This is a genomic window from Alteribacillus sp. HJP-4, assembly GCF_042139015.1.
Classification (GTDB): Bacteria; Bacillota; Bacilli; order Bacillales; family Marinococcaceae; genus JBHIKY01.
In genome coordinates this window covers 1-26,231 of the sequence record NZ_JBHIKY010000003.1, presented here as the reverse complement: position 1 = coordinate 26,231, position 26,231 = coordinate 1, and the positions used below count along the sequence as shown (strand labels likewise).

The following is a 26,231-nucleotide window of genomic DNA, read 5'->3' as shown; positions in this document are numbered from 1 at the left end:
TTTCCTATTTTAATGAACTGCTATTTATGCCATTAACTGATATAATGATAAAATACATAATTGTGCTTGGAGGAATAATCTATGAAGCAATATCTGGATTTGTGCAGCCATATACTCAATAATGGTCAGGAGAAAAGCGACCGCACCGGCACCGGCACGATCAGTACGTTCGGCTGGCAGATGCGGTTCAACCTGGACGAAGGATTTCCTGTCCTCACGACAAAAAAATTACATCTGCGCTCTATTATTCATGAGCTTCTCTGGTTTTTAAAAGGGGACACCAATATCCAATATTTAAAAGATAATAAAGTGAAAATCTGGAACGAATGGGCAGATGAAAAGGGAGATCTCGGGCCGGTATATGGAAAGCAATGGCGTTCCTGGGAAGGTGCTGATGGAAAAACAGTAGACCAGATTTCCGACGTGATCGACCAAATTAAAACAAATCCCGATTCACGCCGCCTGATTGTCAATGCATGGAACGCGACAGAGATAGATGATATGGCGCTCGCTCCATGCCACTGCCTGTTTCAATTTTATGTAAACAACGGCAGGCTGTCCTGTCAGCTTTACCAGCGCAGTGCTGATGTTTTTCTCGGCGTTCCATTCAATATTGCTTCCTATGCGCTCCTTACAAAAATGACAGCTCAGGTATGCGGGCTCCAGGCTGGTGAATTTGTTCACACGTTTGGCGATGCACATATTTACCTGAACCATGTTGATCAGATTAAGCTTCAGTTGGGACGTGAGCCGAGGCAGCTTCCGGAAATGCATATTAACCCGGAGATATCGTCGATTTTTGACTTTTCGATCGATGATTTCGAGCTGCAAAACTATGACCCTCATCCACACATCAAAGGAGAGGTATCAGTATGATCACGCTCGTGGCGGCTCTTGATAAAAACAGAGTAATTGGAAAAGACAATGAAATGCCATGGCATCTGCCGGCAGACCTGAAGCATTTCAAGGAAACGACGAGCGGTCACACGATTATGATGGGCCGCAGGACGTATGAATCCATCGGCAGAGCTCTGCCCAATCGCCGGAATATTGTGCTCACCTCTAACAAAAGCTTTAGAGCTGCAGGCTGCGAACTGATTCATTCATTTGAAGATTTGAAAAAACTTGCTCAAGGGAAGGAAGAAATTTTTGTAATCGGCGGTGAAACTATTTTTAAAGAAATGCTTCCGCTTGCTGATAAAATGAACCTGACCTTTATTGAGGAAGAATTCGACGGGGACACTTATTTTCCGTCGTGGGATGACGATGAGTGGATAAAGGTGTCAGAAGTTCAGGGAACAGTCAACGAAAAAAATCCTTATCGACACAGATTTGTGTTGTTAAAAAGAAAAAGATAGTGTGCTTGAACCCGGACTCTCCAGCATATACATAAAAACAGGCTAAGGAGGGACGGGTTTTCTTATGGGCAAACGGAAACGAGTGTTCAAGACAATGAAATCCCGCCCGGCAAAGAAACCGGCGCTTTCATGGAAATCACCGCTTCCCTTTAAATATGTCTTCATTCTTTCTCTGTTTTTCTTTCTACTGCTTACGATACAAGCACTCTGGTTCGTTGATCACGGTATTCGGCCGACACTGATGGCCATTGCCCGCACAGAAACGCAAAAAATTGCGACAGAGGCTATTAATGAGGCAATCGCAAGCAATATCATTCAGGATATCGATATGGAGAACATGCTTAATATCGAAACGGACGAGGAAGGGCAGGTGACTTCTGTCCGTTTCAATGCACGGACATATAATCAGATCCTTGCTGACATTACCTCGCGAGTGCAGATTTATTTGAAGCAGGTTGAGGACGGAAAACCGGGAGCATTATCCGGAAGAATGGAAAAAGACAGCCGCGTAGAGAATTTCAAAGAAAAAGGAATTGTTCATGTGATCCCGCTCGGACAGGCAACAAATAATGCTCTGCTTGCTCAGCTGGGGCCGCAGATTCCAGTGCGTTTCACACCCATAGGAGAGGTAAAGGCTTCTATGAGTGAATCCATTTTCGAATCAGGGATTAATAACACATATTTACGTGTTTCCGTTGATATTGAAGTAGACGTTCAGGTGGTTATTCCTTTTGCAGCAGATAACGCTGCAGTTGCTACTTCTGTCCCAGTAGGAATGGTGTTCATATCTGGAGATGTTCCTCAATTTTACAGCGAAAACGATGGGGAATCTCCTGCCCCGGCGTTTCGAGAGGAGGAGATAACGAAAAATGAATAAAAGATAAAGAATGTACCCGCCCGAAATAATTTTGACAAAATAGGTAATAATAATTATAATAAAATAGCGAATTATCAGTAAACGGAGACTGGGAAGGGGGCTTTTCGGGGGATACATCTGTTCACTGGAGAAAGACACAACGCCTTCTTAGACAGGACCTGTGGACAGTCGGGGTATTTTTTCTGAATATTTTTTATTTTATAATTATCATTAATTTTTATTATGAAAGGAGAACGTTTAAGATGAGAGAACAATGGGGTACGCGTGCAGGTTTTATCCTGGCAGCAGTCGGCTCTGCTGTCGGTCTTGGTAATATTTGGCGCTTTCCAGCTACCGCATATGAAAACGGGGGCGGTGCCTTTTTTATTCCATATTTATTTGCATTGCTGACAGCTGGGATTCCGCTTTTAATTATGGAATTTACTATAGGTCATAAGTACCGGGGTTCTGCACCACTTAGTTTTTCACGTATGAATAAGAAAGCAGAATGGATTGGGTGGTGGGCAGTTTTTGTAGCCTTCGTCATCTCAACTTATTATTCAGTTATTATCGCCTGGGCGATTTCCTACAGTATTTTTTCTTTCAATCAGGCGTGGGGAGAGGACACAGAAGGCTTTTTATTTTCAGAATATCTTCAGTACACTGATCCCGGACAGTTTGGGAGCATTGTTCCCGGCGTTCTGATTCCATTGATTGTTGTGTGGGCCATTACATTAGGTGTATTGTTCCGAGGGGTTAAAAAAGGTATTGAAATTGCAAACCGTATTTTCATACCGGCACTAGTCATTATTTTCTTAATCATTTGTATCCGGGCTGTTACTCTGCCAGGAGCAGCAGAAGGACTGCAGGCATTCTTCGAGCCAAACTTCGAGGCTATCACCTCAGGCGGAGTATGGGTAGCAGCCTACGGTCAGATATTCTTCAGTTTATCGATAGCATTTGCGATAATGATCACCTACTCCAGTTACCTGCCAAAGAAATCTGATGTGACGAACAATGCATTTATCACCGGCTTCAGTAATTCCAGCTTTGAGCTCCTTGCCGGTATCGGTGTGTTTGCAGCATTAGGATTTATGGCTTCCCAGGCAGGAGTGCCTGTTCAGGAAGTTGTAGCAGGCGGGGTAGGTCTCGCGTTTGTTGTATTTCCGCAGATTATCAGTGAGTTTCCAGCATTAAGCGGATTATTCGGCTTTCTGTTCTTTGCCTCACTTGTATTAGCTGGTCTGTCCTCTCTAATTTCCATCTCAGAAACCTATGTTAAAGGTTTCTCAGAAAAATTTGGAATTTCGAGAGCGAAGTCCGTTGCTTTCGGCGGTGGCCTGGCAGCCCTGTTGTCACTAATGTATGCTACACAGGGTGGTCTCAATATACTCGATGCTGCCGACTACTTCATCAACCAGTTCGGTGTCGCATTAGTAGGTCTCGTTGAAGTTGTTGCGATTGCATGGTTCTTAAAGCAGCTGACTCCGCTGCAGCAGCACGCCAATGGAATTTCAGACATTCCGCTCGGCCGCTGGTGGAAAGTATGCTTAGGTGTAATCACACCAATTGTGCTCGGCTATATGATGTTTGATCTCTTCCGTCAGAACCTTATGAAGCAATTTGACACAGATAATGGTAACTATGAAGGATATTCAGATCTGTTTATTTTCTCAAGCGGCTGGATGGTGGCAGGTATTGCGCTTGTCGCAGGAATTATTTTCTCCCTGATCCGCTGGAACAAAAAAACACAATTAGAAGAATTATATGACGAGGAGGCGAAATAATATGACTGCGAGTGCCATTTTCATGATGGTCATCGGAATTGTAATAATTTGGGGCGGAATGATTGCAAGTATTGTTCACGCCAGAAACGTTTCCAAAAAATCATAAAATAATTAAAAAAGCGGCCAGTCAAGAGACTGGCCACTTTTTTTAATTCATTTTAATTCATAGTGGTGGAGACGGACAGGAGATCCGTTATTTGATCAAATTTCACTTTTTATGAATCCTTTTATTGAATAACTTGAGGTGTGTTATTTACCTGTATGACAGTGAATTCGGCTCCTTTACAGCCGATAACGGAACCCCATGTCCGGCAATGTTATAAAAAAGTGTTGTTTAAAGAAAATAGCGGAATCAGTGTCCGGAGAAGCGGCAATGGATTTCGGCAGACTATAGATGCTCAGTTCTTATAAGTCAGTTTGTTCCCATGCTCGTAAGGATGGGTAAGGATCATAGGACCATTCCGTATAGCCATTATCACGGTAAATTCCGTAATGGAGGTGCGGGGGAAATTTTCCCTGTGTGCCTGGTTTTCCATAACCAGAGCTTCCTACGTATCCTATCACATCACCTGGAGCCACAAGACTTCTCATTTTAATTCCGTCCTCGAAGCCGCTGAGGTGAGCGTAATAATGATAGGAATTTGTCAGGTCGCGGATCCCAATTCTCCATCCGCCAAATTTATTCCATCCTTTTAGCTCTACAACGCCATAGGAGGTAGCTCGGACAGGAGTCTGGTAACCGGCAAAAATATCAGTTCCTTCATGAATGCGGCGTCCTCCCCAGCCCCGCCGGTCTCCCCATGTACTGCGGTAGCTGTAATTATACTGCTTAGGCAGTGGAAATGCATGCTCCTCAAGGTCCAATTTGTTATATTTTTGATAAAGTGCAGCATGACCGGAAATGATATTTACAGCCTGATCTCTCTGATAATAATCCCACAGACCGATTTGGATGTTATCTTCGTCAAAGCCATAATCCGCCAAATAATCAGCAAAGGTAAAAAGAACATCTGCATCCTCGTCAAGCGACGCTTTTCCGTTATCGTTTCCATCTTTACCGACGCCTTCAAAAAGAGAAATGGTTGTTGGATCCTCAGAATTTAGGTCGGGATTCAGAGGCCCGCTCCATTCTTTTGGTGCATAATAAATACTAATCAGCCCTTCGGCGTCATCCCGGTCCGTACGTGTATTTCGAAGGCCGCGTTCATATGCATCTGCTCCGGCCAGCCAATACCATGGAATTTGAGTAACGGCTTCCATTTCTTTATATAGAAGTAGTCTATTCTCGTTGATGGTATCTGGAGATTTTTCTGCTGCTGCGTTAAGATGAAAGCATATTAAATAACTGAACGAGCATAAGGTAATCAGAGTTTTTTTCATAACATACCGTTCCTTTTTGTATTGGTTAGTTTTATTTTCTCCATGCCGCGAAAAGTTATGAAGTTAATGATTGGTAACAAAACAGGAAAGTTGGCGGCACCAGTCAGCACGTGTTAAAGTAAAGAGTAAATGAATTTCATGTCATACATAGTTGCGGCAGCACCTCCGCAGCCAAGATAGAGAATGGAGTGATGAGGTTGGCTAAAACAGAAGAGTATCTTCGCAAACCTGAGTGGCTGAAGATTAAATTAAATACGAATGAATCCTATAAAGGCTTGAAAAAAATGATGAGGGAAAAAAACCTTCATACCGTCTGTGAGGAAGCCAGATGCCCGAACATACATGAATGCTGGTCAGTCCGTAAAACCGCTACATTTATGATTTTAGGCGACGTTTGTACAAGAGCCTGCAGGTTCTGTGCGGTGAAAACCGGACTTCCTAATGAATTGGACTGGGGAGAGCCGGAGCGTGTGGCAGAGTCGGTCGAACAGATGGGGCTTAAGCATGTGGTAATCACTGCTGTAGCAAGAGATGATCTAAAGGATGGTGGAGCTGCGGTGTTCGCTGAAACTGTCCGTGCGGTACGCCGACGCAATCCATTAACAACCATTGAAGTACTGCCATCCGATATGATGGGGATTGCCGATAATCTTGAGATTCTTATGGAAGCAAGACCAAATATTCTTAATCACAACATCGAAACCGTGGAACGGTTAACCCCGAGAGTCAGGGCAAGGGCAACGTATAAGCGGTCTCTTGAATTTTTGCAGCGTTCTAAAGAAATTCACCCGGACATTCCAACGAAATCGAGTCTGATGATAGGCCTCGGGGAAACAAAAGAAGAGATTATCCAAACGATGGATGATCTGCGCGCCCACGATATCGATATCATGACCATCGGCCAATATCTGCAGCCGACGAAAAAGCATTTAAAGGTCCAAAAATATTATACACCGGAAGAGTTTGCTGAACTAAAGGACATTGCTATGACTAAAGGATTCAGCCACTGTGAATCCGGTCCGCTTGTCCGCTCTTCCTACCATGCAGATGAGCAGGTGAATGAAGCCCAGGTACTCGAAGAAGCAAACAAATATAAAGAAGCCTGATTGATGGTAAAAGAAAGACCGGATCTCTACATGGAGCCGGTCTTTTCCTTATCCGTCACAGGCTGTTCTGTTGCATTTCGCATATCATCAACGGTTTTCTCCAGTGCGACGTGGTTTTCTTTTGAACGTGCCTCCGTGCCGTAAAAGGCTTCCAGATCTTCAATCATTGAAGGATTATCTGTAATGACCGTTTCGTAAAAATAAGGAACCATCGCCTCGGTCATCTGCTTCACGTGCTCGGCGGCTTCGTCTCGATTTTCACTTGCTGTCTCGTAAGCAACCAGGGCATACTCATTAGTAATCAGTACTCCTGCTTCTTTTACGTCCGGGGACTGAACGAGGATACTGCTGATGCCTTCAGCAGTCCGCTGGCGGTCAATCACATCATGAGCACTCATTTCCCGGTCGAGCTCAGCTTCATTTTCAGCGTGACGCTTAAATCCGAAAAGATTTTTTTTGCTGATTTCTTCATCGCCATTCGTGTCATTTTGGACAAAATCAAGAGGATGCTCCGGGCCGTATTCAGCTCCAAGGTCCCCTTTATTTTCGCTATTGTCCACAGCACAGCCCCCGGCAAAAAGAACCAGGGCGAGTGCAGCTGTCATTTTTTTCATTTTTGATCACCTCTTTTCTTTTAGTATGGGTTAAAGAGGCTTTATTTTATGTAGTATCTCGTGGAGAAGAGCAGGGAAATAACGAGAAGTGTGGTATAATATACTAGAATGAAATGAGGTGGTACCGCATGATTCAAGTACATGGACAACAGTTTGAATTAATTGAAAATGTTAAGGACGGCTGGAACGAAGAAGAATTTAAAGAACGTTATAGTGAAGTCCTGAATAAATATGATTACGTCGTAGGAGATTGGGGTCACAATCAGCTGCGCCTCCGCGGTTTTTTTCATGATGCGAAGAAAAAGGTATCCTACGATGCAAAAATCAGTACACTGTACGATTATATTTATGAATATTGCAATTTTGGCTGTGCTTATTTTGTGTTAAAAAAAGAGCGGAATGTGGAATCAGCAACTTAGAAAAGGGTTCAAATGCTACTTACTACTTAAGAAAACGGAGTCAGGATAGTTATCTATCCTAACTCCGTTTTTTCTATTTGTTCATTTTTTTCTTGGGAAGCGTAGTGTAAGAATTTAAATTTCAGGTTTTTAAATCAAATATATTTCACAGAGACTCAATAATTATTTATCCTCATTGTCGTGAACGGGGTGTGCCACGGGATATTTTCTTGGAATATCTTCATGAAGGGACTTATTTTCATAATTAAAGGCGCTGTAAGAGCGCTGTCCCTTTCTCCAGGGTGATGTTTTGCCAGGCTTTTTATTAATTGGTGAGCCGTACGGGCCTTCTGGAAGTGTCTCCGGAAAAACATAGTCGCGTTTTGCTTCAACGTTTGCAAAGTCATCGTATTCTGCTGATTCGTGAGCCTGTCGATTTTTCTTATAATCCTTTTCCACGTAAGTCTCCCTCCTCTGCGGTAGTATTCCACACAGTGAAGGAAGTATTCTTTTTATACTACTTCGTGAAGAAAGGAGCGCAGCTCTTCTGCGGCTTCTTCATTCAGATTATATGCGTGTTCGAGATAACCGGGTTCGTCAAGGTCGTCTGGTCCAATGATAGCAAAGCGGTTGGAGAGCATATCAAGAATTAAATGCTTTCCATAATGCCTTGAGGTAGATGTGATGGCAAGGTCAAACCGTTCACTTTCCCCCATAAAACTGACGAACCGTGTTTTTGTATCTTCCATATCATCGTATAAGTAGAATCGTTCTTCCTCCATTACAATTCTCCTTTCAAATTAATCTTCTTCCATGACAAGGTGAGGCTTGTGGTCGAGACGGTGATGGGCTTTGATGTAGCGTACTGTTCTCGTTTTGGCACGCATAACAATTGAATCGGTCTCTGTCAGGTCACCTCCGAGAAAACGAACGCCTTCAAGCAGTTCTCCAGAGGATACACCGGTTGCCGCAAATATAGCATCGTCTCCTTTTACCATATCATCTAGTCCAAGCAGTTGTCGTGGATCGTCAAGTCCCATGTTCCGGCATCGTGCAGCTTCGTCTTCATTATCTGGAACGAGACGTGCCTGCATATCACCACCGAGGGCTTTGATGGCAGCAGCAGAAATGACCCCCTCCGGAGCCCCGCCGGTTCCGACAAACAAGTCAATGCCTGTTTGAGGAAGGGCGGTGGCAATGGATGCACCGACGTCCCCATCACCAAATAGCTTAACACGAGCCCCTTTTTTCCGGATCCGCTCCACAAGCTGATGATGGCGCTCGCGGTCCTGGATAATGACAGTCACGTCCCGTACTCGTTTATTTGTCATTTTAGCAACGATATCAATTGTTTTTTCTATCGGATCATCTAGCCGGACAAGACCTGCCGCTTTCGGGCCTACAGCAAGTTTTTCCATGTACATATCCGGTGCATGAAGAAGGGTGCCGCGGTCAGCTACTGCAATGACTGCCATCGCATTTGCGCGGCCATTGGCGACGATATTTGTTCCTTCAAGCGGATCTACCGCAATATCTACTTCAGGGCCAATGCCGTTTCCAACTTTTTCACCAATATACAGCATTGGTGCTTCATCAAGCTCACCTTCTCCGATAACCACGGTGCCGCTGCAGCTGACTGAGTCAAACATAGTTCTCATTGCCGTTGTTGCTGCATCATCTGCTTCTATTTTCTGTCCGCGGCCGAGCCATTGAGCTGACGCAATCGCGGCGGCCTCCGTCACACGGACAATTTCAAGTGCTAATTCACGATCCAATGTAAATCCCTCCATGTCATGGTATAACAAAATATAAGGTCGTTTATATCCTATCATAATTCAGGGGGGCTGGAATAACCGAAGCGGTGAGAAGTTCTGGTAAACATATGATATACTGGGCGTTAGCAACTTTTATAATATACGGAGGAACTGGTATGTATTTTGTTGATCGAAAGAAAATAGAAGCCAAACTCCATTATATGGAGCAAATAAATAGTATATATTCTCAGCTTCTTGAAACAAAGGGCGATCTTGCAGATCTGGCGCTGGAGCGTGCTGCACAGGGATGGATTGAAGCAATCATTGATACTGGAAATGAGATGATTGATGGTTTCATTATGAGGGATCCAGGAAGCTATACTGATATAATTGATATTTTAGAGGATGAAAAAGTGCTGCCAAACACCGAGGCAGAACAATTGAAAAATGTCGTGAACCGCAGAAAAGAGCTCGTGCAGGAGTATACTTCGATTGATCATACAGCTCTGCTGGCAACGCTTAATAACAACCTTGATGCGATTCGCGCATTTCCAGCCCGCATCCGCTATTATTTAGAACAAGAACTTGGTCCTGTGTCTGCGTTTTTGCCAGAGGATAAGAAGTAAAGGAGACAAACATCATGAAACATTATAAAGCGTATCTGCTTGATCTGGATGGTACGTTGTACCGCGGAAAAGAAGTGATACCAGAAGCAGCTTCCTTTGTACATAAATTGAAAGAGCGTGAGATCCCGCATTTATTTGTCACGAACAACTCTACAGCCTCTCCAGAAGAAGTGGCATCCAGACTTCAGCGGATGGGCGTGCCAAGTGAGTCAGGGCAAATTCTTACCTCGAGCATTGCAGCGGCGGCATATTTAAAGACGAAGCCGGTCGATCAGACTGCCTATATTATTGGAGAAAAAGGGCTGCATCAAGCTCTGAGAGACAATGGGATTACCGAAGACCACCACAGTCCAGGTTTTGTAGTCATCGGACTCGACCGCCGGATATCCTATGAGAAATTAGCAGCAGCTTGTGTAGCCGTTAGAAAAGGAGCTGTTTTTATTTCTACCAATGCCGATACTGCGCTGCCGACAGAAAAAGGGCTTGTTCCTGGCAATGGCGCAATGACCGCTGTAATTACGACGTCCACCGGCGTCGCGCCCCAATTTATTGGTAAGCCAGAAAAAATAATGATGGAGCAGGCTTTAACCAGGCTTGGCACGAAGGCTGAAGAAACAGCCATGATAGGCGATAATTACGATACTGATATATTGGCGGGTATCCGGGCAGGCATTGATACGATTCACGTGAATACCGGGGTAACCAGCACTGATGTAGTATTGGCTAAGCCCGTTCACCCGACTTATTTGTTAAGCTCTATGAATGAATGGGTATTGTCATCATGACTTACACATACATTCAATACAAACGCATATAAAAAGGGGCGGTCTGCCTTGCTGGAAAGACAAATCCACGAAAAATATGGTTTGTATGTAACGGAGATCTATAACGCGGGGGCTTACAGAGCTTTTCGGAGTAAGGATGAACAATATGCTATTGTTCCCATGCATCCCTGGAGTGAAGAGGAATGGCAGCAGAAGCTCGAATGGTCAGATCTGCTGATGCAGATGGGAGAAGACTCGGTCGGGCAGTATATCCCTCCTGAGCAGGGGGAAATGTCTGCAAGAATAGACGGGGAAAGCATTCTGCTGTTTAAAATTCCAGAAGCTTCCTCCAGAAGAGGCACCGCAGAAGGAGAGGCCCTGGCAGACTTTCATCAAAAAACTATGATGCTCTTTCAGCCTGAATTGACGAGCATTTACTCTGAGCGCTGGGCCTTATGGTGGGAGAAAAGAATGGAACAGCTCGAGAGCTGGTATTTACAGGTAAAGCAAAAGGAGCGTTATTCTCTCAAAGACCGTTTCTTCCTCCAAACATTTCCTTATTATATCGGAAGAACTGAAAATGCGATTCAATGGTTGAAGGAAATGCAGTGGCGAAGTGCTGGAATGGAAGCTGCATCACTTGCCCATACCGCGTATAGTCCCTCCACCTGGCCTATTTTTGAGGATAGAATGGATGGAGTTAAGCTTCCGGGCGATTGGATGTATGACCACCCAGCCAGAGACACAGCGGAATGGATTCGGCACGGACTGAATGAAAATAAACATCCGACAGAAATAGAGATTTTTCTGAAGAATTACAGGGACACGCTGCCGATCAGCACAAGCGGATGGCAGTTAATGTTTGGGAGGCTGCTTTTTCCGTATGATTATATGGAAGAAATAGAAAAGATGTATTTATATGAAGAAACGAGTGAACAAAAGGAATCACTGACCCCGCTGCAGAAAATATGGGACTCGGAGCCTGAATACCTTCAGCGGTTGACAGAGATGGCTATCGGCATATTTGAAATGGACCGGCCGCTGCCGGCATGGCTCCTTGACGAAACAGCAAAAGTTTATTATTAAATTAACTGAGCCCGTCTCTTGTAATAAAACAAAATAAGCTATATAATGTCCATTATATATAGACATTTGTTTTTCTGATGAATACACCTTCGTCTGCATAATTGACATTTTGTTTCCTATTATGACATGATATGAACGGTTCAAGGAAAAACATAAGAGGATCGGACAGGCGCTAAGGAGTGGAGAGAATATGGATCGTGGTGTAACAATTGGCTTGCTTGGTCTGGGTACCGTCGGAAGCGGCGTTATCCGGATCATCAGCGAGCATCAGGCAGAGCTTCATCATCAGATAGGGTGCCCGGTGGAAATAGGCAGGGTACTTGTGAAAGATAAATTAAAACAGCGTGATTTTGATATAGATGAGCTGAAATTAACGGAAAACGCAGCGGATGTCCTTACAGACCCTACTATAAATGTAGTTATTGAGGTAATGGGAGGCGTGAAGGAATCACGCCAGCATATTACAGACGCCCTCCGCAATAAAAAGCACGTAGTAACAGCAAATAAGGATTTAATGGCATTGTACGGTGCGGAGCTGCTGAAGGTAGCAGAAGAAAATGGCTGCGACTTATTTTATGAAGCCAGTGTTGCCGGCGGGATCCCTGTGATCCGTGGACTGACGGAGGGGCTCGCTTCAGACCGCATAACGAAAATGATGGGAATCGTTAATGGCACGACCAACTATATTTTAACGAAAATGAGTGAAGACGGGCGTGACTATGAGGACGTATTAAAAGAAGCACAGGCGCTTGGTTTTGCTGAGAGCGATCCGACTTCTGACGTCGAAGGACTGGATGCGGCCAGGAAAATGGCAATACTTGCAACCCTCGGATTCTCGATGAATGTTGATCTTGAGGATGTAATTGTACGCGGGATCACTACAGTTACAACGGAGGATATGAACTACTGCGAGCAGCTTGGCTACAAACTGAAATTAATCGGTTTGGCCAAGCGTAAAGACGGACGGGCTGAGCTGACCGTCCAGCCGATGCTGCTGCCGCTTAATCATCCGCTTGCCGCAGTTCAGAATGAATATAATGCTGTATATATTTATGGAGAAGCAGTGGGAGAAACAATGTTTTACGGGCCGGGGGCCGGATCCCTTCCAACAGCGACAGCCGTTGTTTCTGATCTGGTTACGGTTATTAAAAACATGCGGCTTGGCGTCAGCGGACGCTCCATTCATTCTCCGCTGCATAGAAAGCAGCTTCAGACAGATGAAGATATTGAATCAAAGTATTTTCTTCGTCTGCACGTAAAGGATGAGACAGGATCATTTGCAGCGCTGACCTCGTTATTCGCCAAGGAAAATGTCTCCTTTGAAAAGCTCTTACAATGGCCTTTGGAAGAGGAAGTTAAAACAGCTGAAGTCGTAATCATTACGCATACAACTAACAGAGCAGTATATGAGCGAATATATAAAGCTTTAGAGGATATGGACGTCGTTATCGACGTAAAGAGCAGTTATCGAGTTGAAGGGGGACAATCATGATGAGCACCTGGAGAGGATTGCTTCGCACGTATAAGGATATGCTGCCGGTGAATGAAAATACACCGCTGTTAAGCTTAAATGAGGGCAATACTCCGTTAATTTCACTGGAGAGATTATCCGAGAAATGGGGAGTGGAGATTCACGTAAAAACCGAAGGAACCAATCCAACCGGATCCTTTAAAGACCGCGGTATGGTAATGGCTGTAGCAAAAGCAAAGGAAGAAGGCAGTGAAGCAATTATTTGTGCCTCCACAGGTAATACCTCTGCATCAGCTGCGGCATATGGTGCCCGTGCCGGACTGCGCTGTATTGTCGTTATACCGGAAGGGAAAATTGCACTTGGGAAGCTTGCCCAGGCCGTTATGTACGGGGCAGAGGTGTTTGAGATTCAGGGGAACTTTGATAACGCTCTTGATATTGTGCGATCCATCAGCAAAAAAGAACCGGTGACGCTCGTGAATTCTGTAAATCCTTATCGGATTGAAGGTCAAAAGACAGCTGCTTTTGAAGTATGTGATGCATTAGGAGGAGCGCCGGATATTTTGGCTATACCCGTTGGCAATGCCGGCAACATCACTGCCTACTGGAAAGGATTTAAAGAATATAACGAAGCACATGGCACCGGACTTCCGCAGATGAGAGGATTTGAAGCGGAAGGAGCTGCAGCCATAGTTAAAAACAAAGTGATCAATGATCCGGAAACGATCGCCACCGCGATCAGAATCGGTAATCCTGCGAGCTGGGATCAGGCGGTGCGGGCAGCAGATGAGTCAAATGGTCAGATTGATATGGTAACGGATGAAGAGATTCTGGAAGCTTATCAGCTGTTAGCTCAAAAAGAAGGAGTGTTTGCTGAACCGGCTTCGTGCGCTTCGATTGCCGGTGTGAAAAAGAAGCTGGAAAGCGGTGAAATCTCTAAAGGATCAAAGATTGTCTGCGTGCTGACCGGAAATGGCCTGAAAGATCCAAGTACAGCGATCGATACTGTTACTGTCAAACCGACAGTACTTCCAAATAAGGAGGAAGCCTTCCTCGAACAGATAAAAGGAGGAGTGTATCGTGGCAGCTAAAAAATTAGTAATAACCGTTCCAGCCAGCTCAGCCAACCTTGGCCCCGGCTTTGATTCCATCGGAATTGCAGTGAATAGATATTTAACAATTGAAGCAGAATCTGCTGCTGACTGGAGCTTTGCATCAGATTCACCGGAACTTGAAAACGTTCCTTCAGGAAAGGACAATCTTATTTATGTGGTGGCAGAGGAACTAGCGAGAGAGCTGGGAAAAGAACTTCCTCCCTGCCGTGTGAAGATGTACAGTGACATACCACTCGCACGCGGTCTCGGCAGCAGTGCTGCAGCCATCATCGCCGCAATTGAACTAGCAGATCAATTGACCGGCGCAGCAATGTCGAAAGAAGAGAAAATGAGATTTGCAAGCCTGTGGGAAGGCCACCCTGATAATGTTGGTCCCTGCTTGTACGGGGGTCTCATAGTGGGCAGCCATTCTGATGAAGATACCAATATAGTGCATTGCGGTGTTCCTGATATCGAACTTGTGCTTGCTATTCCTGCCTCAGAATTAATGACGAAAAAAGCGCGGGGGATTTTACCTGAGCAGCTTGGGTATCATCAGGCTATAAAGGGCAGCTCCATCAGCAATGTTCTGGTAGCGGCACTGCTTCGTGAAAACTGGGAACTGGTCGGAAAGATGATGGTGAGAGACGTCTTTCATCATCCTTATCGGGAGAAGCTTGTTCCAGGCTTAGAATACATTATGAAAAATGTCAGAAACTATGGTGCTTATGGAGCTGCCCTGAGTGGTGCAGGTCCTACGGTACTTTGTCTTGCCCCTAAGAATAAAGGTGTAGATGTCAGAGACGCGCTGCAGCGGGATTTCCAGCATTTTCATGTTCAGACAGCCCAGGTTGCTGCTTTCGGCTCCAGAGCCCGCTATGTATCTGTCCCGCAAAATATAACCGCAGCGTCTTCGTGACTAAAATGATGCTGAAGAAAAGCTAAGGCATGTCACCCGTTCAAATGGTGAAAGCCTTAGCTTTTTAATATTATATGCAGAATGCCCATCCTGTAGGTAGGGTCTGCTGTGTAAAAAGGGGCAGCCATTGATTGTGGAAACCGGAGAGGTGCGGAGGAAAAAGCTGAGGCTGCGTGGAAACCGAACCAGAGTGGGGGATAACACGTGCGGATCCGGGGAAACCCCACACGGAGCGGTGGAAACGAGTTAAGCGAAACGGGAAAAGAGTCTTGTACCCGTGGAAAAGGGAGCTCGAACAGGGAAAACGCTGCGACTGCGAGGAAACAGGAATGATACGGTGGAAAAAGCCACGGCTGCGTGGAAAGCGGATCAGTGATAGACAAAAAAAGATGCGCCGGCAGAAACCGGGCGCATCTTTTATTTCATTAAAATACTTGTTCGAGTTCAACAACACCAGGCACTTCTTCTAAAAGAGCACGTTCAATACCTGCTTTAAGTGTAATAGTTGAGGATGGGCAGGAACCGCATGCTCCCATCAGCCTAACTTTCACAATGCCGTCTTCAATATCAACCAGCTCCACGTCTCCTCCATCGCGGAGTAAGAACGGGCGCAATTTTTCTAAAACTTCTTGAACCTGAGCATACATATCTTCAGCTGTTTGTGGCATAGTATCCTCTCCTTTCTTTCCCTTATTATAGTATGCAGCGTGGAAAAATTCCACTCATCACATCAATAAGGGCTACATCCATATTCTACTATGAATGAAACGGCAATGACAACCAAAGCACATGAAAAATCAATTCTATTCTGGGAGGGATTTGTCAATTGGAATAGATTCCATGTACTATAAAGGAAAAGGAGAGTGCAGCCATGAAGAAGCCGATCAGTATAAAAATTTTTGGTGCAGAAAAGAAATGCCCAAGCTGTGTAAATTTACCTTCCAGCATGGAAACAAAAGAATGGCTCGAGGCTGCTCTGACAAGAAAATACCCTCAGCGTTCTTTTCATTTTGAGTACATTGATATTGAAAAAGGTCAAGCCGGTTCCGATAAAGATATCGTCGATCGAATAGAGGAGGAAGAGTTATTTTATCCGCTTGTGACAATAGAAGACGAAATTGTTGCAGAGGGAATTCCCCGCTTGAAACTTTTGTATAAAAAAATTGAAACGCTTCCGTGAATAGCTGGTGGAACGTTATTGCCAGGCAGGGTAAATAATTACATCCACTCGTACAATGTCAATGCTGCGGAATTCCATTTAAAAAGCCCAGGCCGTAATCAGCCGGGGCTTAAAAATATTTATTATCTTATACTCCAGAATGGTGCTTATACATCCACAGCACTCCGCTTTTTAGTAATCGTGCTACCCGGCCGGTTAATGCAGTTTCTCCCATGACGCCAAATCCGTGCTTTTTACCTAGAGAGCCAAGTACACCCTTCAGCTTTATTTTAGGAAGCGTTTCTGGGATTGGTTCGTTTTTCCATCTCTTTTTCAAAACCATCGCGATTTGTTCTGCCTGTCCTTCGGCAAGCTGAGCACTTGGGGCGTGAGGAAGGCTGGCACAGTCTCCAACCACAAATACATTTTCATCATCAGGGAGATGGTGGTGATTCGTAAGGGTCACGCGTCCCTTCTCATCTTTTGCGACATCAAGGTCGCGCACCACTTTATTAGGCTGGATGCCGGCAGTCCAGATTATTGCATCGGATTCCGTTTTCTCATTATGATTGTATAGAGCTTTAGCCTCTACCTGGGTAATATTTGAATTGCTGATAACCTCTACTTCATGTTTTTCAAACCAGTCCTGCACGTAATTGCTGAGCCGTTTCGGGAACATCGGCAGAATAGTATCTCCGCGGTCAAATAATTTGATGTGCAGATCGGTTCGGCTTTCACGGAGTTCGCTGGCAAGCTCCACTCCACTTAGTCCCGCTCCTACGATAGAGACAACAGATTTAGCGGGCAGGTTGTTTAGCACTTCATAGGTTCTGCGGGTGGCTTCCATGCTCTGGATGCTGTAGGTGTTTTCTTTTGCTCCGGGAACACCATGATATTTATCCTCACAGCCAAGACCAATCACTAACGTATCATAGGAAAGAGGGTCCTCACCTTTCATATAAATAAGCTTGTCGTTCCGATCTATTCTGTCCACTGTGCCAAAGTGCAGGTGAAGACGGTCATGCTCAGGAAAAGCGACACGTACATCGTGGTCTGATTCAGTTCCTGCTGCTAATGCATAATACTCTGTTTTCATACAATGATATGGAAGTTTATCAATTAGTACGAGCTCTACATCCTTTGGCAGATCGTTTGGAAGCAGACGCTGCAGAATCCGCATGCCTCCGTAGCCGCCGCCTACAATGACCAATCTTTTCATAGTGTGATGTCCCCTTTGCGTGAGAATACTTTTCAGGCTTGTATGCAGGATCTGCATGACTTCATCAAGAAAACCCTCTCTAGTTTCATTCGTGCTTTTTGCAAGTGTATAATAAAAATGACTATTGATTACGTGTGCCCACTGGCGTGTGTTTGTATCCTTTTTTATCGCCTTACTTCGAATGCATTCATTTAAAATATCTTCCCATTTTGTGAGCAGATGCGCGTCACTTTCAATGACATGCTGCCAGACCTGCCTCGTCAAGGAGGGATTTAGATGATAGTCTCCGAGAAAATAACTAAAATGAGCCCGCAGCTTCGACAAAAAGGCCATCCGCTGCAGTCCGTATGTGCGGATATAATTATCGACTTCATATAGACGATCCTCTGCGAGTGACTGCATAATCGATTCTTTTGTAGGAAAATAGTTGAAAAAAGTCCCTTTGGCGACTTCGGCAGCTTCAGTTATTTCCTGGACGGTTGCTGCTTCAAATCCTTTTTCCCGGAAAAGAGCAACTGCAGCCTGCAGAATATTTTGTCGCGTCTGCTCTTTTTTTGCTGATCGATTCATTGCTACCTCCCCTGATTATCGTCGTTATGTATTCTGGCGGGAGTTAGTGGTTTATATATAAAAATGACCTCGGTCAATTAAGATTATATCGATTTTGTGACTGCTTTACAACACACCGAAAAATATTCGCACAATTTCGTTGATTTCAATGAATATCCGACAAATCTGCAATTCAATGGATTGACTTATATTTTGTGCAAAGGTAGGATAATTGCAGAACCATAAAGAGGTGAATACAATGAGACCAATTATAGAGTTTTGCCTGAGCAATCTGGCAAGTGGATCTCAGTCAGTGAAAGAGGAGCTAGAGAAGGATCCTAATCTTGATATTATAGAATATGGCTGTCTCGGGAACTGTGGACAATGCGCCGTAAGCATGTATGCGCTGGTGAACGGTGAAGTTGTTGAAGGAGAATCACATGAGGAGCTGCTCGGCAATATTTATCAATATCTTGAAGAAAATCCAATGTTCTAATGCGGCGTCTTTCCCTCAATGGAAAGACGTTCTTTATAGGAAGGAGTAACGGACATGGAGTTAATCCCTTTTGAAAACAGCTGGCCGTATGAAAAAGTAGGTACGGATATTTATATAGAAGAATGTCCGTTCTGCGGGGAACACAATGTATTAACGTATTTAAAGCCCGCCCAGCTCAAACGGGCAGAGGAAGAAATTAAAACGGCACTCGTGATGCCATGCTGTAATGGAAAAATGGTTATCGTTAAAGCTGACGGTGATTATTTTTGGACGACAAAACAGCTCCGCAAGAGGGGGGACCACTAGTGCGTTTTACAAAAATGCACGGCCTCGGTAACAGTTATATTTATGTGAATGAATTTACTGAAGACCTGCGTGAAAGTGAACTAGCAGAACATGCTGTAAAGGTATCTAATAAAAACACGGGTATCGGATCTGATGGCATGATTCTGATCGGTCCCTCGGAAACTTCCGACATTCGCATGCGCGTTTTTAACTCTGATGGGTCAGAAGCAAAAAATTGCGGGAATGGACTGCGCTGTGTTGCAAAATATGCTTATGAAAACAAGCTGGTTGATAAGCCTGTATTTACGGTTGAAACGCTGAGCGGGCCCGTGAAGGCAGAGGTTCACACCACTAAGGCAGGGTCATTTGTAGATCAGGTAACGATAGACATGGGTAAACCCCGTCTATTTAAAAAAGATATCCCAATGGCAGGTGAGCCTGAATCTAAAACAATTAACGAAGCAGTCACAGCTGCCGGCCTTACAATGAAAATGACAGCGGTCTCGATGGGTAACCCTCACGCCGTGTTTTTCGTGGAGGATATCGAAGCTGCCCCAGTAAAAGAAGCTGGGCCAGTGCTTGAAAAGCATTCCATGTTCCCTGAATGGGCAAATATTGAATTTGTAGAAGTTATCTCTGAAACGGAAATGAATTTTCGCGTATGGGAGAGGGGATCTGGTATTACGAAGGCCTGTGGAACCGGTGCCTGTGCCGCTGTCGTAGCGGCTGTGCTTACCGGGCGTGCCGGCAGGGGCATTCCAATTATTGTCCACCTTCTCGGCGGAGATTTGCAGATTACTTGGAATGAAGATGGCCGGGTATGGATGACTGGTCCTGCTGAAGTTATATGTGAAGGAAGCTTTTATTAGGGGAGCCACGAAACTTCTGTACTTTAAAAAGGAGCTGATCCATAAGTCAGATTAACCGACTTTACGGAACAGCTCCTTTATTTGTTAATATTTCTTTATAACATTGTAAAATGTGTCTCTTTCTACCGGCTGCTTATTAGCCCCTTTGATTAAGTGAATCAGCTCTTTGCGCGTCAGTCCCTGTGAAGTCAGTGCTCCAACGGAATGAGAAATTCTTTCCTCAATCAATGTGCCATGAATGTCATCGGAACCAAATGTCAATGCCATTTGAGTCAGCTGAGCGCCGATATTTATCCAGTAAGCTTTGATATGGTCAAAATTATCAAGCATCAGCCTGGAAATTGCGATCGTACGCATATCATCGTAAGCAGAGGTTCTTCTGTTCCAGCCTGCCTCTGCTTTTCGTGGCTGCATCGCAAGAGGGATGAATACCATGAACCCATTGGTTTTGTCCTGGAGGTCGCGCAGTCTGTCCATATGAATTAAGCGTTCTTCAAAAGTATCGATGGAACCGTACAGCATTGTCGCATGTGTTTTCATGCCGAGGCCATGCGCAAGTTCATGCGCTTCGAGCCACTCGTCTGTGGAAGCTTTATCCGGGCTCATTTTTGCACGGTATCGTTCAGTCAAAATCTCCGCACCGCCGCCGGGCAGTGTATCAAGCCCGGCTTTCACCAGTTCTTCTAAAACTTCCTTCATAGACAGTCCGGAAAGCCGTGCAAAAAATTCAATTTCCGCACCAGTATATGCTTTTACGGTTGCTTGAGGGTAATGTTTTTTGAGTGCACGGACGGTGTCTAAATAATAATCAAAACCAACATCGACGTTGTGGCCGCCGACAATGTGAAATTCTTGAATATTATCATTCCAGCGCTTTTCCACGTATTCGAGGAGCTCCTCCTCATGCATTGTGTAGGCGCCTTCCTCGCCGGGCTTTCGCTTAAAACCGCAGAAGCTGCAGCTTGCTTCGCATACGTTGGTCGGATTAATGTACATATTTTCAATGAAATAAACATTGTCTCCGTTTCTGGACTGATTTACTTCATTAGCGAGCTGGGCTACGGTTAAAAGATCAGGTGTGTCATATAAGTAAAGGCCGTCATCAATGGTCAGTCGTGTTCCATTTCTGACCTTGTCGGCAATCTCAAGTAATCTGGCATCCTGCGTGAGAGTTACAGCCATTGTATCCATCCTTTCTTCTTTCTCCACACATACAATACAACTTTCATTATACAACTAGAAATTAGGAAATTAAAGAGAAAGGCAGGAACACGAAAGACCGGGGTAGAATATTATAAAAGATGTAGGAAGATAATTGTTTTTATATGGATAATAAGATAGAATGTAAACAAACTTTTTCGGTGGTACACTAAAGCGGTCTGGGAGGGATAAGAGGTGTCAGAAATTAACAGGTATGAGGCGCAGGGGGATAAACTAGAAATACTAAGAAGGAAAATGGTCCGCGCTGCGTCCATATATGGTTTCGATCATCCGCTTGTCTTGCATTACAGCCGCAGGATTGACCAACAGCATAATAACCTGCTCGGTTTAAACAATTCGAGAGCCTCAGTAGGTGAGGAGTCAGTATCTGAACGTAAAAGCTGGCAGATGATTTGAATATAAGAATAAAAAACGATATAATTTTTTTACAAGGGATAGGCATCCCTTATTTTCTCCATGAGAAAAGGAGGGCTAAGCATGATTACTGTTACTGATGCTGCTGTAGAGCAGATTAAAGCAATGAAGGAAGAAGAAGGCGATCAGAACCTGAAGCTGCGCGTTGGAGTGAAAGGCGGCGGCTGTACTGGACTTTCCTACGGAATGGGCTTTGATTCTGAAAAGAATGAAGGCGATGAAACGTTAACAAGAAACGGTCTGGACATTGTCGTTGATAAAGAAAGCGCCCCTATGCTGGAAGGTGTCGTTATTGATTATAAAGAAAATATGATGGGCGGCGGGTTTACAATTGAGAACCCGAATGCGATTGCTTCCTGCGGCTGCGGTTCATCTTTTCGAACAGCAACCAACGCTGGATCGCCGGAAGATTGTTAAAACCAAATCAAATAGGCCGGGACATAATGGTTTCTTAAGAGAAAAAATAACGCTTCCGATTATCGAAAATGATAGTCGGAAGCGTTTCGTTTGATAAAGGAAAGCTGAGGCTGTGGCCTTTTGGCGAGACTTGTCGCTTTCAAAAACGGAAACGAAATCTTAGGCCGATGGCTGTAAGCGGACAAGAGATCGTTAATCTATTAAAATGAACCATTTTCTAATGGCTGGCGGACATCAGGTACGCTATTTGTCTGAATAGCGTGGAAATAGGTTATGGCCAGAGCGGAACTCATGTCCGGGCAAATCACAAAACCAGGCTGTTTGGAGCAATTAGCGGATCCAGTGTCCGTAGAACCAGCTGCTGCTCGGCAGCGATCAACTGCCGAGGGTTTTGAAACGTTCGCCGCAGAAAGCGTCTGCCGATAGGTTTTACATCAAAACATGTGAGAGCTGTGGCCGGGCTGTAGCTTTGCTTTCGGATCCATATATGCTTTTGCATTATTGACTGCAGTAGGAGCTTCTCCAAAACCAGTTGCAATCAGCTTTACCTTTCCTTCATAGGTGGCAACATCGCCGGCGGCATAGATTCCGGGGATATTCGTTTCCATCCGCGAATTTACTTTAATTACATTTTTTTCAATCTCCAGACCCCACTCTTTAATTGGTCCGAGTGAGGAAACAAACCCGTAATTGACGATAAGTGAATCAATGTCTACTGTCTGCGTTTTTTCTCCTTTTACTTCCTCAAGGACAACCTGCTGAATATTGCTTCCATCACCGATTACATCAGAAATTTGGTAGGGGGTCACAATATTTACACCGGATTGATGCAATTGTTCTACGCTGTGTTCGTGGGCGCGGAATTTGTCCCGGCGGTGTACAAGAGTCACATCCGCTATCGGATCGAGCATATTGGCCCAGTCCACCGCAGAGTCTCCGCCGCCGCAGATCATGACCTTCTGCCCAGCAAAGGTTTTCAAATTGTTTACAAAATAGTGCAGATTTGAATCCTCATATGGCCTCAGTCCGTCAATCTTCAGCTTGCGCGGCTGAAAGGCACCAACTCCGGCGGTGATCACAATTGTTTTTGAATAATGAATATCCTCATTTGTATGAAGCTCAAACAAGTCCCCGTCTGTTTTAATTACGTTCTCAACAGATTCCTCAAGTACAACTTTCGGGTGAAACGGCGTCATCTGCTCCACAAGATTATCAACCAGCTCCTGGGCTCTTACCTTGGGAAATCCGGCAACATCGTAAATATATTTTTCAGGGTATAAAGCCGAAAGCTGCCCGCCAAGCTGCGGCATGCTTTCAATAATTTTCACTTTAGCCTGTCTCATGCCGCCATAGAATGCGGTAAATAAACCTGTCGGGCCGCCTCCGATAATGGTAATATCATAAATGTCATTGTCCAATGCCAATACATCCACCTCCAGCAATTACTTCTCTGCATTTTACTTTTCTCTTCCCATTATAAGCATATGACGGTGTGATTTAAAAGGAACTGTATCGCATGCCGAAGGAAGAGCAGGTTCTAGATTCGTTTTTTTTGCGTAAGGGGTTGAAATTTGACAAGAAAAGAAATATTATAATACATGAGTTTTGTGACAGTTTTACGTACATAGGCTATCATTTATTTTTTATTATGAAGCTCGGCAAGATGAGCCGTGTTTTTTCTGCGGCAATGTACGTGAAATAGATCACAATATCGGAGAGAGAAGGCAGACATATAAATTATGCCAAAAAATCTAAAAAAATGGGTGTGATGAAATTGGCAACAAAGCCGAATATATTAATTCTCGGTGCTGGATATGGCGGTATGGTTACCGCTACAAAGATTACAAAGGAACTGGGACATAATCAAGCGAATATAACTCTAGTGAGCAAGCACGATTACCATTATCAGACAACCTGGCTTCATGAACCGGCAGCAGGCACGATGCATCATGACCGGACACGGATGCAGATCAGTGACGTCGTGGATATTAACAAAGTTAATTTTATTCAGGACGAGGTTGTAAATATTCACCGCGAGGAAAACAAAGTCAGCTTGAAGAATACCGGTGAGGTTGAATTTGATTATCTCGTGACAGCTCTCGGGGCCGTACCGGAAACGTTCGGCGTTGGCGGTGTTTTTGAGCATTCCTTTAACAAATGGACAGTCAATGGCGCCCGCCAGCTAAAAGAGCATACCGAGTATATGTTTGCGAAATACAACAATGAACCGGAGCCAAGAGAGGAATACCTGACCTTCGTCGTAGCCGGCGCAGGCTTTACGGGCATGGAATTCATTGGAGAGCTGAGCGAACGTATGCCTAAGCTCTGCAAGGAATATGATATTCCATTAAATAAGGTGAAAATGTACGTGATTGAAGCGGCTCCTACAGCACTTCCCGGCTTTGATCCTGAGCTTGTAGAATATGCTATGAATCTCCTTGAAAACCGTGGTGTTGAATTCAAGATCAACACGCCGATAAGTGAAGTAACTGCTGATGGGGTTACGCTGAAGGACGGCGAAGAAATAAAATCCTCCACAGTCATCTGGGCAACTGGTGTCCGTGGAAATCCTGTCATTGAAAAAGCAGGATTTGAAAACATGCGCGGCCGTGTAAAGGTAGAAAAGGACCTTCGTGCCCCGGGTCATGACAACATTTTTATAATCGGGGACTGTTCGCTGATGATTAACGAAGAAACTGAGCGGCCGTATCCTCCAACCGCACAGATTGCTATGCAGCAGGCTGAAACTGTTGCCAAAAATCTCCATGCGCTCATTAAAGGAGAATCTCTCCACGAATTCAAGCCGGATATTAAAGGAACAGTAGCTTCCCTTGGAGGCAAAGAAGCCATTGGCGTGGTAGGCAATAAGAAATTGTTCGGCACCTCTGCCAACTTTATGAAAAAAATGATCGATAACCGCTACCTCTGGATTTTGGGCGGTACAGGTCTTGTTCTGAAAAAAGGGAAGAATCCCTTTTAAATAATCAAAAAAACCGTTCTGTGGCAAGTGATCCGCAGGATGGTTTTTTACATTATTTCATTATTTCATTTTCGCACGAGGAATCCACGAGTGTGCTTTGCAGGCACACGTGTGTGGGTGGGTTCCAGAATAGGGCTATTACGTGTTCCATTGGCTTTTCACGCGCTTTTTTGATATTTCCACGCACCACACTCAATTTCTCCTTTCCACTCGATTATCAAACTCACCACGCCTCCCACTACTTTTCCCGCCAAAAAGGGATAGGATGGTTAACCCAACAATATCAAGGTCTTATTGGCTCTTACATTATGCGTATTATAAATGTGAAAAAGTTTAATATTTAATGTCAGCCTGAGAAAATAAACGATGATTGCGCTTACACGACTAAAATAGGTATGTAAGAAAACTTTTCAAGGGTTCCGTAATTTGATATATTATCTGAAAATTCAAAAATAAAAAAGGAGTGGAAAATGCTATTGAAAACGAGAAATTCACGCCCAGGAAAAGCATGCCCATATTGTGCAGGGAAAGGCTACCAGCAGCTGCTTACCGGTGGCACCGAAACGTGTTATTCATGCGGGGGAGACGGAAAAAATAAACAATATTCCTAACCGAAGAAAGCCAAATATATGGCTTCTTTTTTTTCTCTACGATAAGAGTTAGGAAAGCCGCCTCACTCATAGAAGACAACTGAAGCGGACCGGGACGCTTCACAATTTGGTCAAAACTGTTCTGTATAATAAAAGAACTGGTGATGTACATATTGACTTCATGCACTGCCTTCTGTACACTATCACTGTTTTCTAAGGGGTGAATTACATTGTCTGGAATTGGGAGTCTGCCGCAGCTGGTCATTTCTATGATCTTATTCATTTTGTTGTTTTTCGGAATTGGGTTTTTATTAAATATGATTCTGCGTTCAACGTGGATTATGGCATTTTTATATCCGTTAATTGTAATTATGATTGTCGACAGTGTCGGAATCTTTGATTATATTTTCACACCAGGCTCGTCCTTTCAGGCGCTTGGTGAGGATTTTGCTGCTCTTCAGTTCGTGGATATACTTATTTTAACAAGCGGATTTATCGGCGCAATTATTTCAGGAATAATTATAAAAATGCTCAGAGTAAGAGGATATCAAATGTTTTAGCGCCGGTGATTACCGGGGCTTTTTTTATTCGTGGGAGTTTTGTCTTGAAGGGTAGTGAACCCCAAAAGTTAGAGTTTTTATTATGCAGCTGATTGGCTGGTTTGAGTTCGGTATTGTACCGGACTCAAACCAGCCAGTTTTTCTTTTATTCTTTCGTGATTATAGTAATCCATGTACCTCTCTATTTTCTGTTTCAATTCAGTATAAGAAATCAATGGTTCTCCGTAATACATTTCTTGTTTCATAATGCCGAAAAAGT

The 26,231-nt window shown here is 44.3% G+C and carries 32 protein-coding genes and 2 pseudogenes; 23 read left to right on the top strand and 11 right to left on the bottom strand.

Features of this window, described 5'->3' with window-relative positions; translation table 11 throughout:
• Positions 1 to 81 precede the first annotated feature (81 nt).
• From ACE4RR_RS03205 to ACE4RR_RS03185, 5 genes are all read left to right on the top strand, one after another.
• On the top strand, positions 82 to 876 hold the full coding sequence (locus tag ACE4RR_RS03205) for a thymidylate synthase (protein WP_375533952.1): 795 nt from the start codon (positions 82 to 84) through the stop codon (positions 874 to 876).
• Positions 873 to 1,358 carry a dihydrofolate reductase gene (locus ACE4RR_RS03200; RefSeq protein ID WP_375533951.1) on the top strand — a complete coding sequence of 162 codons (486 nt, stop codon included), beginning with the start codon at positions 873 to 875 and terminating at the stop codon, positions 1,356 to 1,358. The genes ACE4RR_RS03205 and ACE4RR_RS03200 overlap by 4 nt, the downstream gene beginning before the upstream one ends.
• A gap of 64 nt (positions 1,359 to 1,422) precedes the next feature.
• Positions 1,423 to 2,235: a sporulation protein YunB gene (gene yunB, locus ACE4RR_RS03195; protein ID WP_375533950.1), complete on the top strand. Its 813-nt coding sequence runs from the start codon at positions 1,423 to 1,425 to the stop codon at positions 2,233 to 2,235.
• Between the two features lie 242 nt (positions 2,236 to 2,477).
• A complete protein-coding gene (locus ACE4RR_RS03190; RefSeq protein ID WP_375533949.1) occupies positions 2,478 to 4,001 on the top strand; it encodes a sodium-dependent transporter in 1,524 nt (507 codons plus the stop codon).
• Position 4,002: 1 nt separating this feature from the next.
• Positions 4,003 to 4,107, top strand: coding sequence for a methionine/alanine import family NSS transporter small subunit (locus ACE4RR_RS03185; RefSeq protein ID WP_375533948.1), 105 nt, complete (start codon positions 4,003 to 4,005; stop codon positions 4,105 to 4,107).
• A gap of 299 nt (positions 4,108 to 4,406) precedes the next feature.
• Here ACE4RR_RS03185 and ACE4RR_RS03180 read toward each other — a convergent pair whose 3' ends face one another.
• Positions 4,407 to 5,381: a M23 family metallopeptidase gene (locus tag ACE4RR_RS03180; protein ID WP_375533947.1), complete on the bottom strand. Its 975-nt coding sequence runs from the start codon at positions 5,379 to 5,381 to the stop codon at positions 4,407 to 4,409.
• Positions 5,382 to 5,524: 143 nt separating this feature from the next.
• Here ACE4RR_RS03180 and lipA point away from each other — a divergent pair, with 143 nt between their 5' ends.
• Positions 5,525 to 6,487 (top strand): lipoyl synthase, encoded by a 963-nt coding sequence (gene lipA / locus ACE4RR_RS03175; protein WP_375534207.1) that lies wholly within the window; start codon positions 5,525 to 5,527, stop codon positions 6,485 to 6,487.
• 26 nt (positions 6,488 to 6,513) lie between these two features.
• Here lipA and ACE4RR_RS03170 read toward each other — a convergent pair whose 3' ends face one another.
• A complete protein-coding gene (locus ACE4RR_RS03170; protein ID WP_375533946.1) occupies positions 6,514 to 7,101 on the bottom strand; it encodes a YhcN/YlaJ family sporulation lipoprotein in 588 nt (195 codons plus the stop codon).
• 128 nt (positions 7,102 to 7,229) lie between these two features.
• On the opposite strand from ACE4RR_RS03170, the gene ACE4RR_RS03165 reads away from it, so the two are divergent.
• A complete protein-coding gene (locus tag ACE4RR_RS03165; protein WP_375533945.1) occupies positions 7,230 to 7,520 on the top strand; it encodes a YutD family protein in 291 nt (96 codons plus the stop codon).
• Between the two features lie 162 nt (positions 7,521 to 7,682).
• Here ACE4RR_RS03165 and ACE4RR_RS03160 read toward each other — a convergent pair whose 3' ends face one another.
• The 3 genes from ACE4RR_RS03160 to glpX are packed head-to-tail and all read right to left on the bottom strand — an operon-like array spanning position 7,683 to position 9,274.
• Positions 7,683 to 7,958, bottom strand: a complete 276-nt coding sequence (locus tag ACE4RR_RS03160) for a hypothetical protein (RefSeq protein WP_375533944.1) — start codon at positions 7,956 to 7,958, stop codon at positions 7,683 to 7,685.
• A gap of 53 nt (positions 7,959 to 8,011) precedes the next feature.
• On the bottom strand, positions 8,012 to 8,281 hold the full coding sequence (locus ACE4RR_RS03155) for a DUF3055 domain-containing protein (protein ID WP_375533943.1): 270 nt from the start codon (positions 8,279 to 8,281) through the stop codon (positions 8,012 to 8,014).
• A gap of 18 nt (positions 8,282 to 8,299) precedes the next feature.
• Positions 8,300 to 9,274 (bottom strand): class II fructose-bisphosphatase, encoded by a 975-nt coding sequence (gene glpX, locus ACE4RR_RS03150; RefSeq protein ID WP_375533942.1) that lies wholly within the window; start codon positions 9,272 to 9,274, stop codon positions 8,300 to 8,302.
• A gap of 155 nt (positions 9,275 to 9,429) precedes the next feature.
• Between glpX and ACE4RR_RS03145 the strand changes: the two genes are divergently transcribed.
• From ACE4RR_RS03145 to ACE4RR_RS03115, 7 genes are all read left to right on the top strand, one after another.
• Positions 9,430 to 9,879 (top strand): DUF86 domain-containing protein, encoded by a 450-nt coding sequence (locus ACE4RR_RS03145; protein WP_375533941.1) that lies wholly within the window; start codon positions 9,430 to 9,432, stop codon positions 9,877 to 9,879.
• 14 nt (positions 9,880 to 9,893) lie between these two features.
• Complete coding sequence (locus tag ACE4RR_RS03140) at positions 9,894 to 10,664, top strand: TIGR01457 family HAD-type hydrolase (RefSeq protein WP_375533940.1); 771 nt, start codon at positions 9,894 to 9,896, stop codon at positions 10,662 to 10,664.
• Between the two features lie 48 nt (positions 10,665 to 10,712).
• On the top strand, positions 10,713 to 11,729 hold the full coding sequence (yutH, locus tag ACE4RR_RS03135; protein ID WP_375533939.1) for a spore coat putative kinase YutH: 1,017 nt from the start codon (positions 10,713 to 10,715) through the stop codon (positions 11,727 to 11,729).
• A 190-nt stretch (positions 11,730 to 11,919) separates the two neighbouring features.
• Positions 11,920 to 13,221, top strand: a complete 1,302-nt coding sequence (locus ACE4RR_RS03130; RefSeq protein WP_375533938.1) for a homoserine dehydrogenase — start codon at positions 11,920 to 11,922, stop codon at positions 13,219 to 13,221.
• The gene (thrC, locus tag ACE4RR_RS03125) at positions 13,221 to 14,291 is read left to right on the top strand and encodes a threonine synthase (RefSeq protein ID WP_375534206.1); all 1,071 of its coding nucleotides are present in this window, start codon (positions 13,221 to 13,223) and stop codon (positions 14,289 to 14,291) included. Before ACE4RR_RS03130 ends, thrC begins: the two co-directional genes overlap by 1 nt.
• Positions 14,281 to 15,213 (top strand): homoserine kinase, encoded by a 933-nt coding sequence (gene thrB, locus ACE4RR_RS03120; RefSeq protein ID WP_375533937.1) that lies wholly within the window; start codon positions 14,281 to 14,283, stop codon positions 15,211 to 15,213. The genes thrC and thrB overlap by 11 nt, the downstream gene beginning before the upstream one ends.
• A 127-nt stretch (positions 15,214 to 15,340) precedes the next feature.
• Positions 15,341 to 15,463: a hypothetical protein gene (locus tag ACE4RR_RS03115; protein ID WP_375533936.1), complete on the top strand. Its 123-nt coding sequence runs from the start codon at positions 15,341 to 15,343 to the stop codon at positions 15,461 to 15,463.
• Between the two features lie 175 nt (positions 15,464 to 15,638).
• Here ACE4RR_RS03115 and ACE4RR_RS03110 read toward each other — a convergent pair.
• Positions 15,639 to 15,860: pseudogene (locus ACE4RR_RS03110) on the bottom strand (NifU family protein); the annotation flags it as partial.
• 224 nt (positions 15,861 to 16,084) lie between these two features.
• Here ACE4RR_RS03110 and ACE4RR_RS03105 point away from each other — a divergent pair.
• Positions 16,085 to 16,393 carry a YuzD family protein gene (locus ACE4RR_RS03105; protein ID WP_375533935.1) on the top strand — a complete coding sequence of 103 codons (309 nt, stop codon included), beginning with the start codon at positions 16,085 to 16,087 and terminating at the stop codon, positions 16,391 to 16,393.
• A gap of 127 nt (positions 16,394 to 16,520) precedes the next feature.
• Here ACE4RR_RS03105 and ACE4RR_RS03100 read toward each other — a convergent pair whose 3' ends face one another.
• Together ACE4RR_RS03100 and ACE4RR_RS03095 are read right to left on the bottom strand one after the other, a co-directional pair.
• Positions 16,521 to 17,591, bottom strand: coding sequence for an NAD(P)/FAD-dependent oxidoreductase (locus ACE4RR_RS03100; RefSeq protein WP_375534205.1), 1,071 nt, complete (start codon positions 17,589 to 17,591; stop codon positions 16,521 to 16,523).
• Positions 17,592 to 18,047: 456 nt separating this feature from the next.
• Positions 18,048 to 18,161, bottom strand: a pseudogene (locus ACE4RR_RS03095) (TetR family transcriptional regulator); the annotation flags it as partial.
• 238 nt (positions 18,162 to 18,399) lie between these two features.
• Between ACE4RR_RS03095 and ACE4RR_RS03090 the strand changes: the two are divergent.
• The 3 genes from ACE4RR_RS03090 to dapF are packed head-to-tail and all read left to right on the top strand — an operon-like array spanning position 18,400 to position 19,790.
• Complete coding sequence (locus ACE4RR_RS03090; RefSeq protein WP_375533934.1) at positions 18,400 to 18,636, top strand: YuzB family protein; 237 nt, start codon at positions 18,400 to 18,402, stop codon at positions 18,634 to 18,636.
• A 54-nt stretch (positions 18,637 to 18,690) separates the two neighbouring features.
• Positions 18,691 to 18,942, top strand: a complete 252-nt coding sequence (locus tag ACE4RR_RS03085) for a hypothetical protein (protein ID WP_375533933.1) — start codon at positions 18,691 to 18,693, stop codon at positions 18,940 to 18,942.
• A 14-nt stretch (positions 18,943 to 18,956) separates the two neighbouring features.
• On the top strand, positions 18,957 to 19,790 hold the full coding sequence (dapF, locus tag ACE4RR_RS03080) for a diaminopimelate epimerase (protein WP_375534204.1): 834 nt from the start codon (positions 18,957 to 18,959) through the stop codon (positions 19,788 to 19,790).
• Positions 19,791 to 19,874: 84 nt separating this feature from the next.
• On the opposite strand, the gene mqnE is transcribed toward dapF, so the two are convergent.
• The gene (gene mqnE / locus ACE4RR_RS03075; RefSeq protein WP_375533932.1) at positions 19,875 to 20,972 is read right to left on the bottom strand and encodes an aminofutalosine synthase MqnE; all 1,098 of its coding nucleotides are present in this window, start codon (positions 20,970 to 20,972) and stop codon (positions 19,875 to 19,877) included.
• 213 nt (positions 20,973 to 21,185) lie between these two features.
• Here mqnE and ACE4RR_RS03070 point away from each other — a divergent pair, with 213 nt between their 5' ends.
• Both ACE4RR_RS03070 and erpA read left to right on the top strand, forming a co-directional pair.
• The gene (locus ACE4RR_RS03070; protein ID WP_375533931.1) at positions 21,186 to 21,407 is read left to right on the top strand and encodes a Spo0E family sporulation regulatory protein-aspartic acid phosphatase; all 222 of its coding nucleotides are present in this window, start codon (positions 21,186 to 21,188) and stop codon (positions 21,405 to 21,407) included.
• Between the two features lie 81 nt (positions 21,408 to 21,488).
• Positions 21,489 to 21,842, top strand: coding sequence for an iron-sulfur cluster insertion protein ErpA (gene erpA, locus ACE4RR_RS03065; protein WP_375533930.1), 354 nt, complete (start codon positions 21,489 to 21,491; stop codon positions 21,840 to 21,842).
• Positions 21,843 to 22,276: 434 nt separating this feature from the next.
• Here erpA and ACE4RR_RS03060 read toward each other — a convergent pair whose 3' ends face one another.
• Positions 22,277 to 23,266, bottom strand: coding sequence for an NAD(P)/FAD-dependent oxidoreductase (locus tag ACE4RR_RS03060; RefSeq protein ID WP_375533929.1), 990 nt, complete (start codon positions 23,264 to 23,266; stop codon positions 22,277 to 22,279).
• A 344-nt stretch (positions 23,267 to 23,610) separates the two neighbouring features.
• Here ACE4RR_RS03060 and ACE4RR_RS03055 point away from each other — a divergent pair, with 344 nt between their 5' ends.
• The 3 genes from ACE4RR_RS03055 (at position 23,611) to ACE4RR_RS03045 (ending at position 25,972) form a co-directional block, all read left to right on the top strand.
• Positions 23,611 to 24,822 carry an NAD(P)/FAD-dependent oxidoreductase gene (locus tag ACE4RR_RS03055; RefSeq protein ID WP_375533928.1) on the top strand — a complete coding sequence of 404 codons (1,212 nt, stop codon included), beginning with the start codon at positions 23,611 to 23,613 and terminating at the stop codon, positions 24,820 to 24,822.
• A gap of 476 nt (positions 24,823 to 25,298) precedes the next feature.
• The gene (locus tag ACE4RR_RS03050; protein ID WP_375533927.1) at positions 25,299 to 25,433 is read left to right on the top strand and encodes a YuiA family protein; all 135 of its coding nucleotides are present in this window, start codon (positions 25,299 to 25,301) and stop codon (positions 25,431 to 25,433) included.
• A gap of 209 nt (positions 25,434 to 25,642) precedes the next feature.
• Positions 25,643 to 25,972, top strand: coding sequence for a YuiB family protein (locus ACE4RR_RS03045; protein WP_375533926.1), 330 nt, complete (start codon positions 25,643 to 25,645; stop codon positions 25,970 to 25,972).
• An 80-nt stretch (positions 25,973 to 26,052) separates the two neighbouring features.
• Here the strand turns inward: ACE4RR_RS03045 and ACE4RR_RS03040 are convergent.
• A partial coding sequence (locus ACE4RR_RS03040; protein ID WP_375534203.1) for an IS3 family transposase occupies positions 26,053 to 26,231 on the bottom strand: 179 nt, incomplete at its 5' end.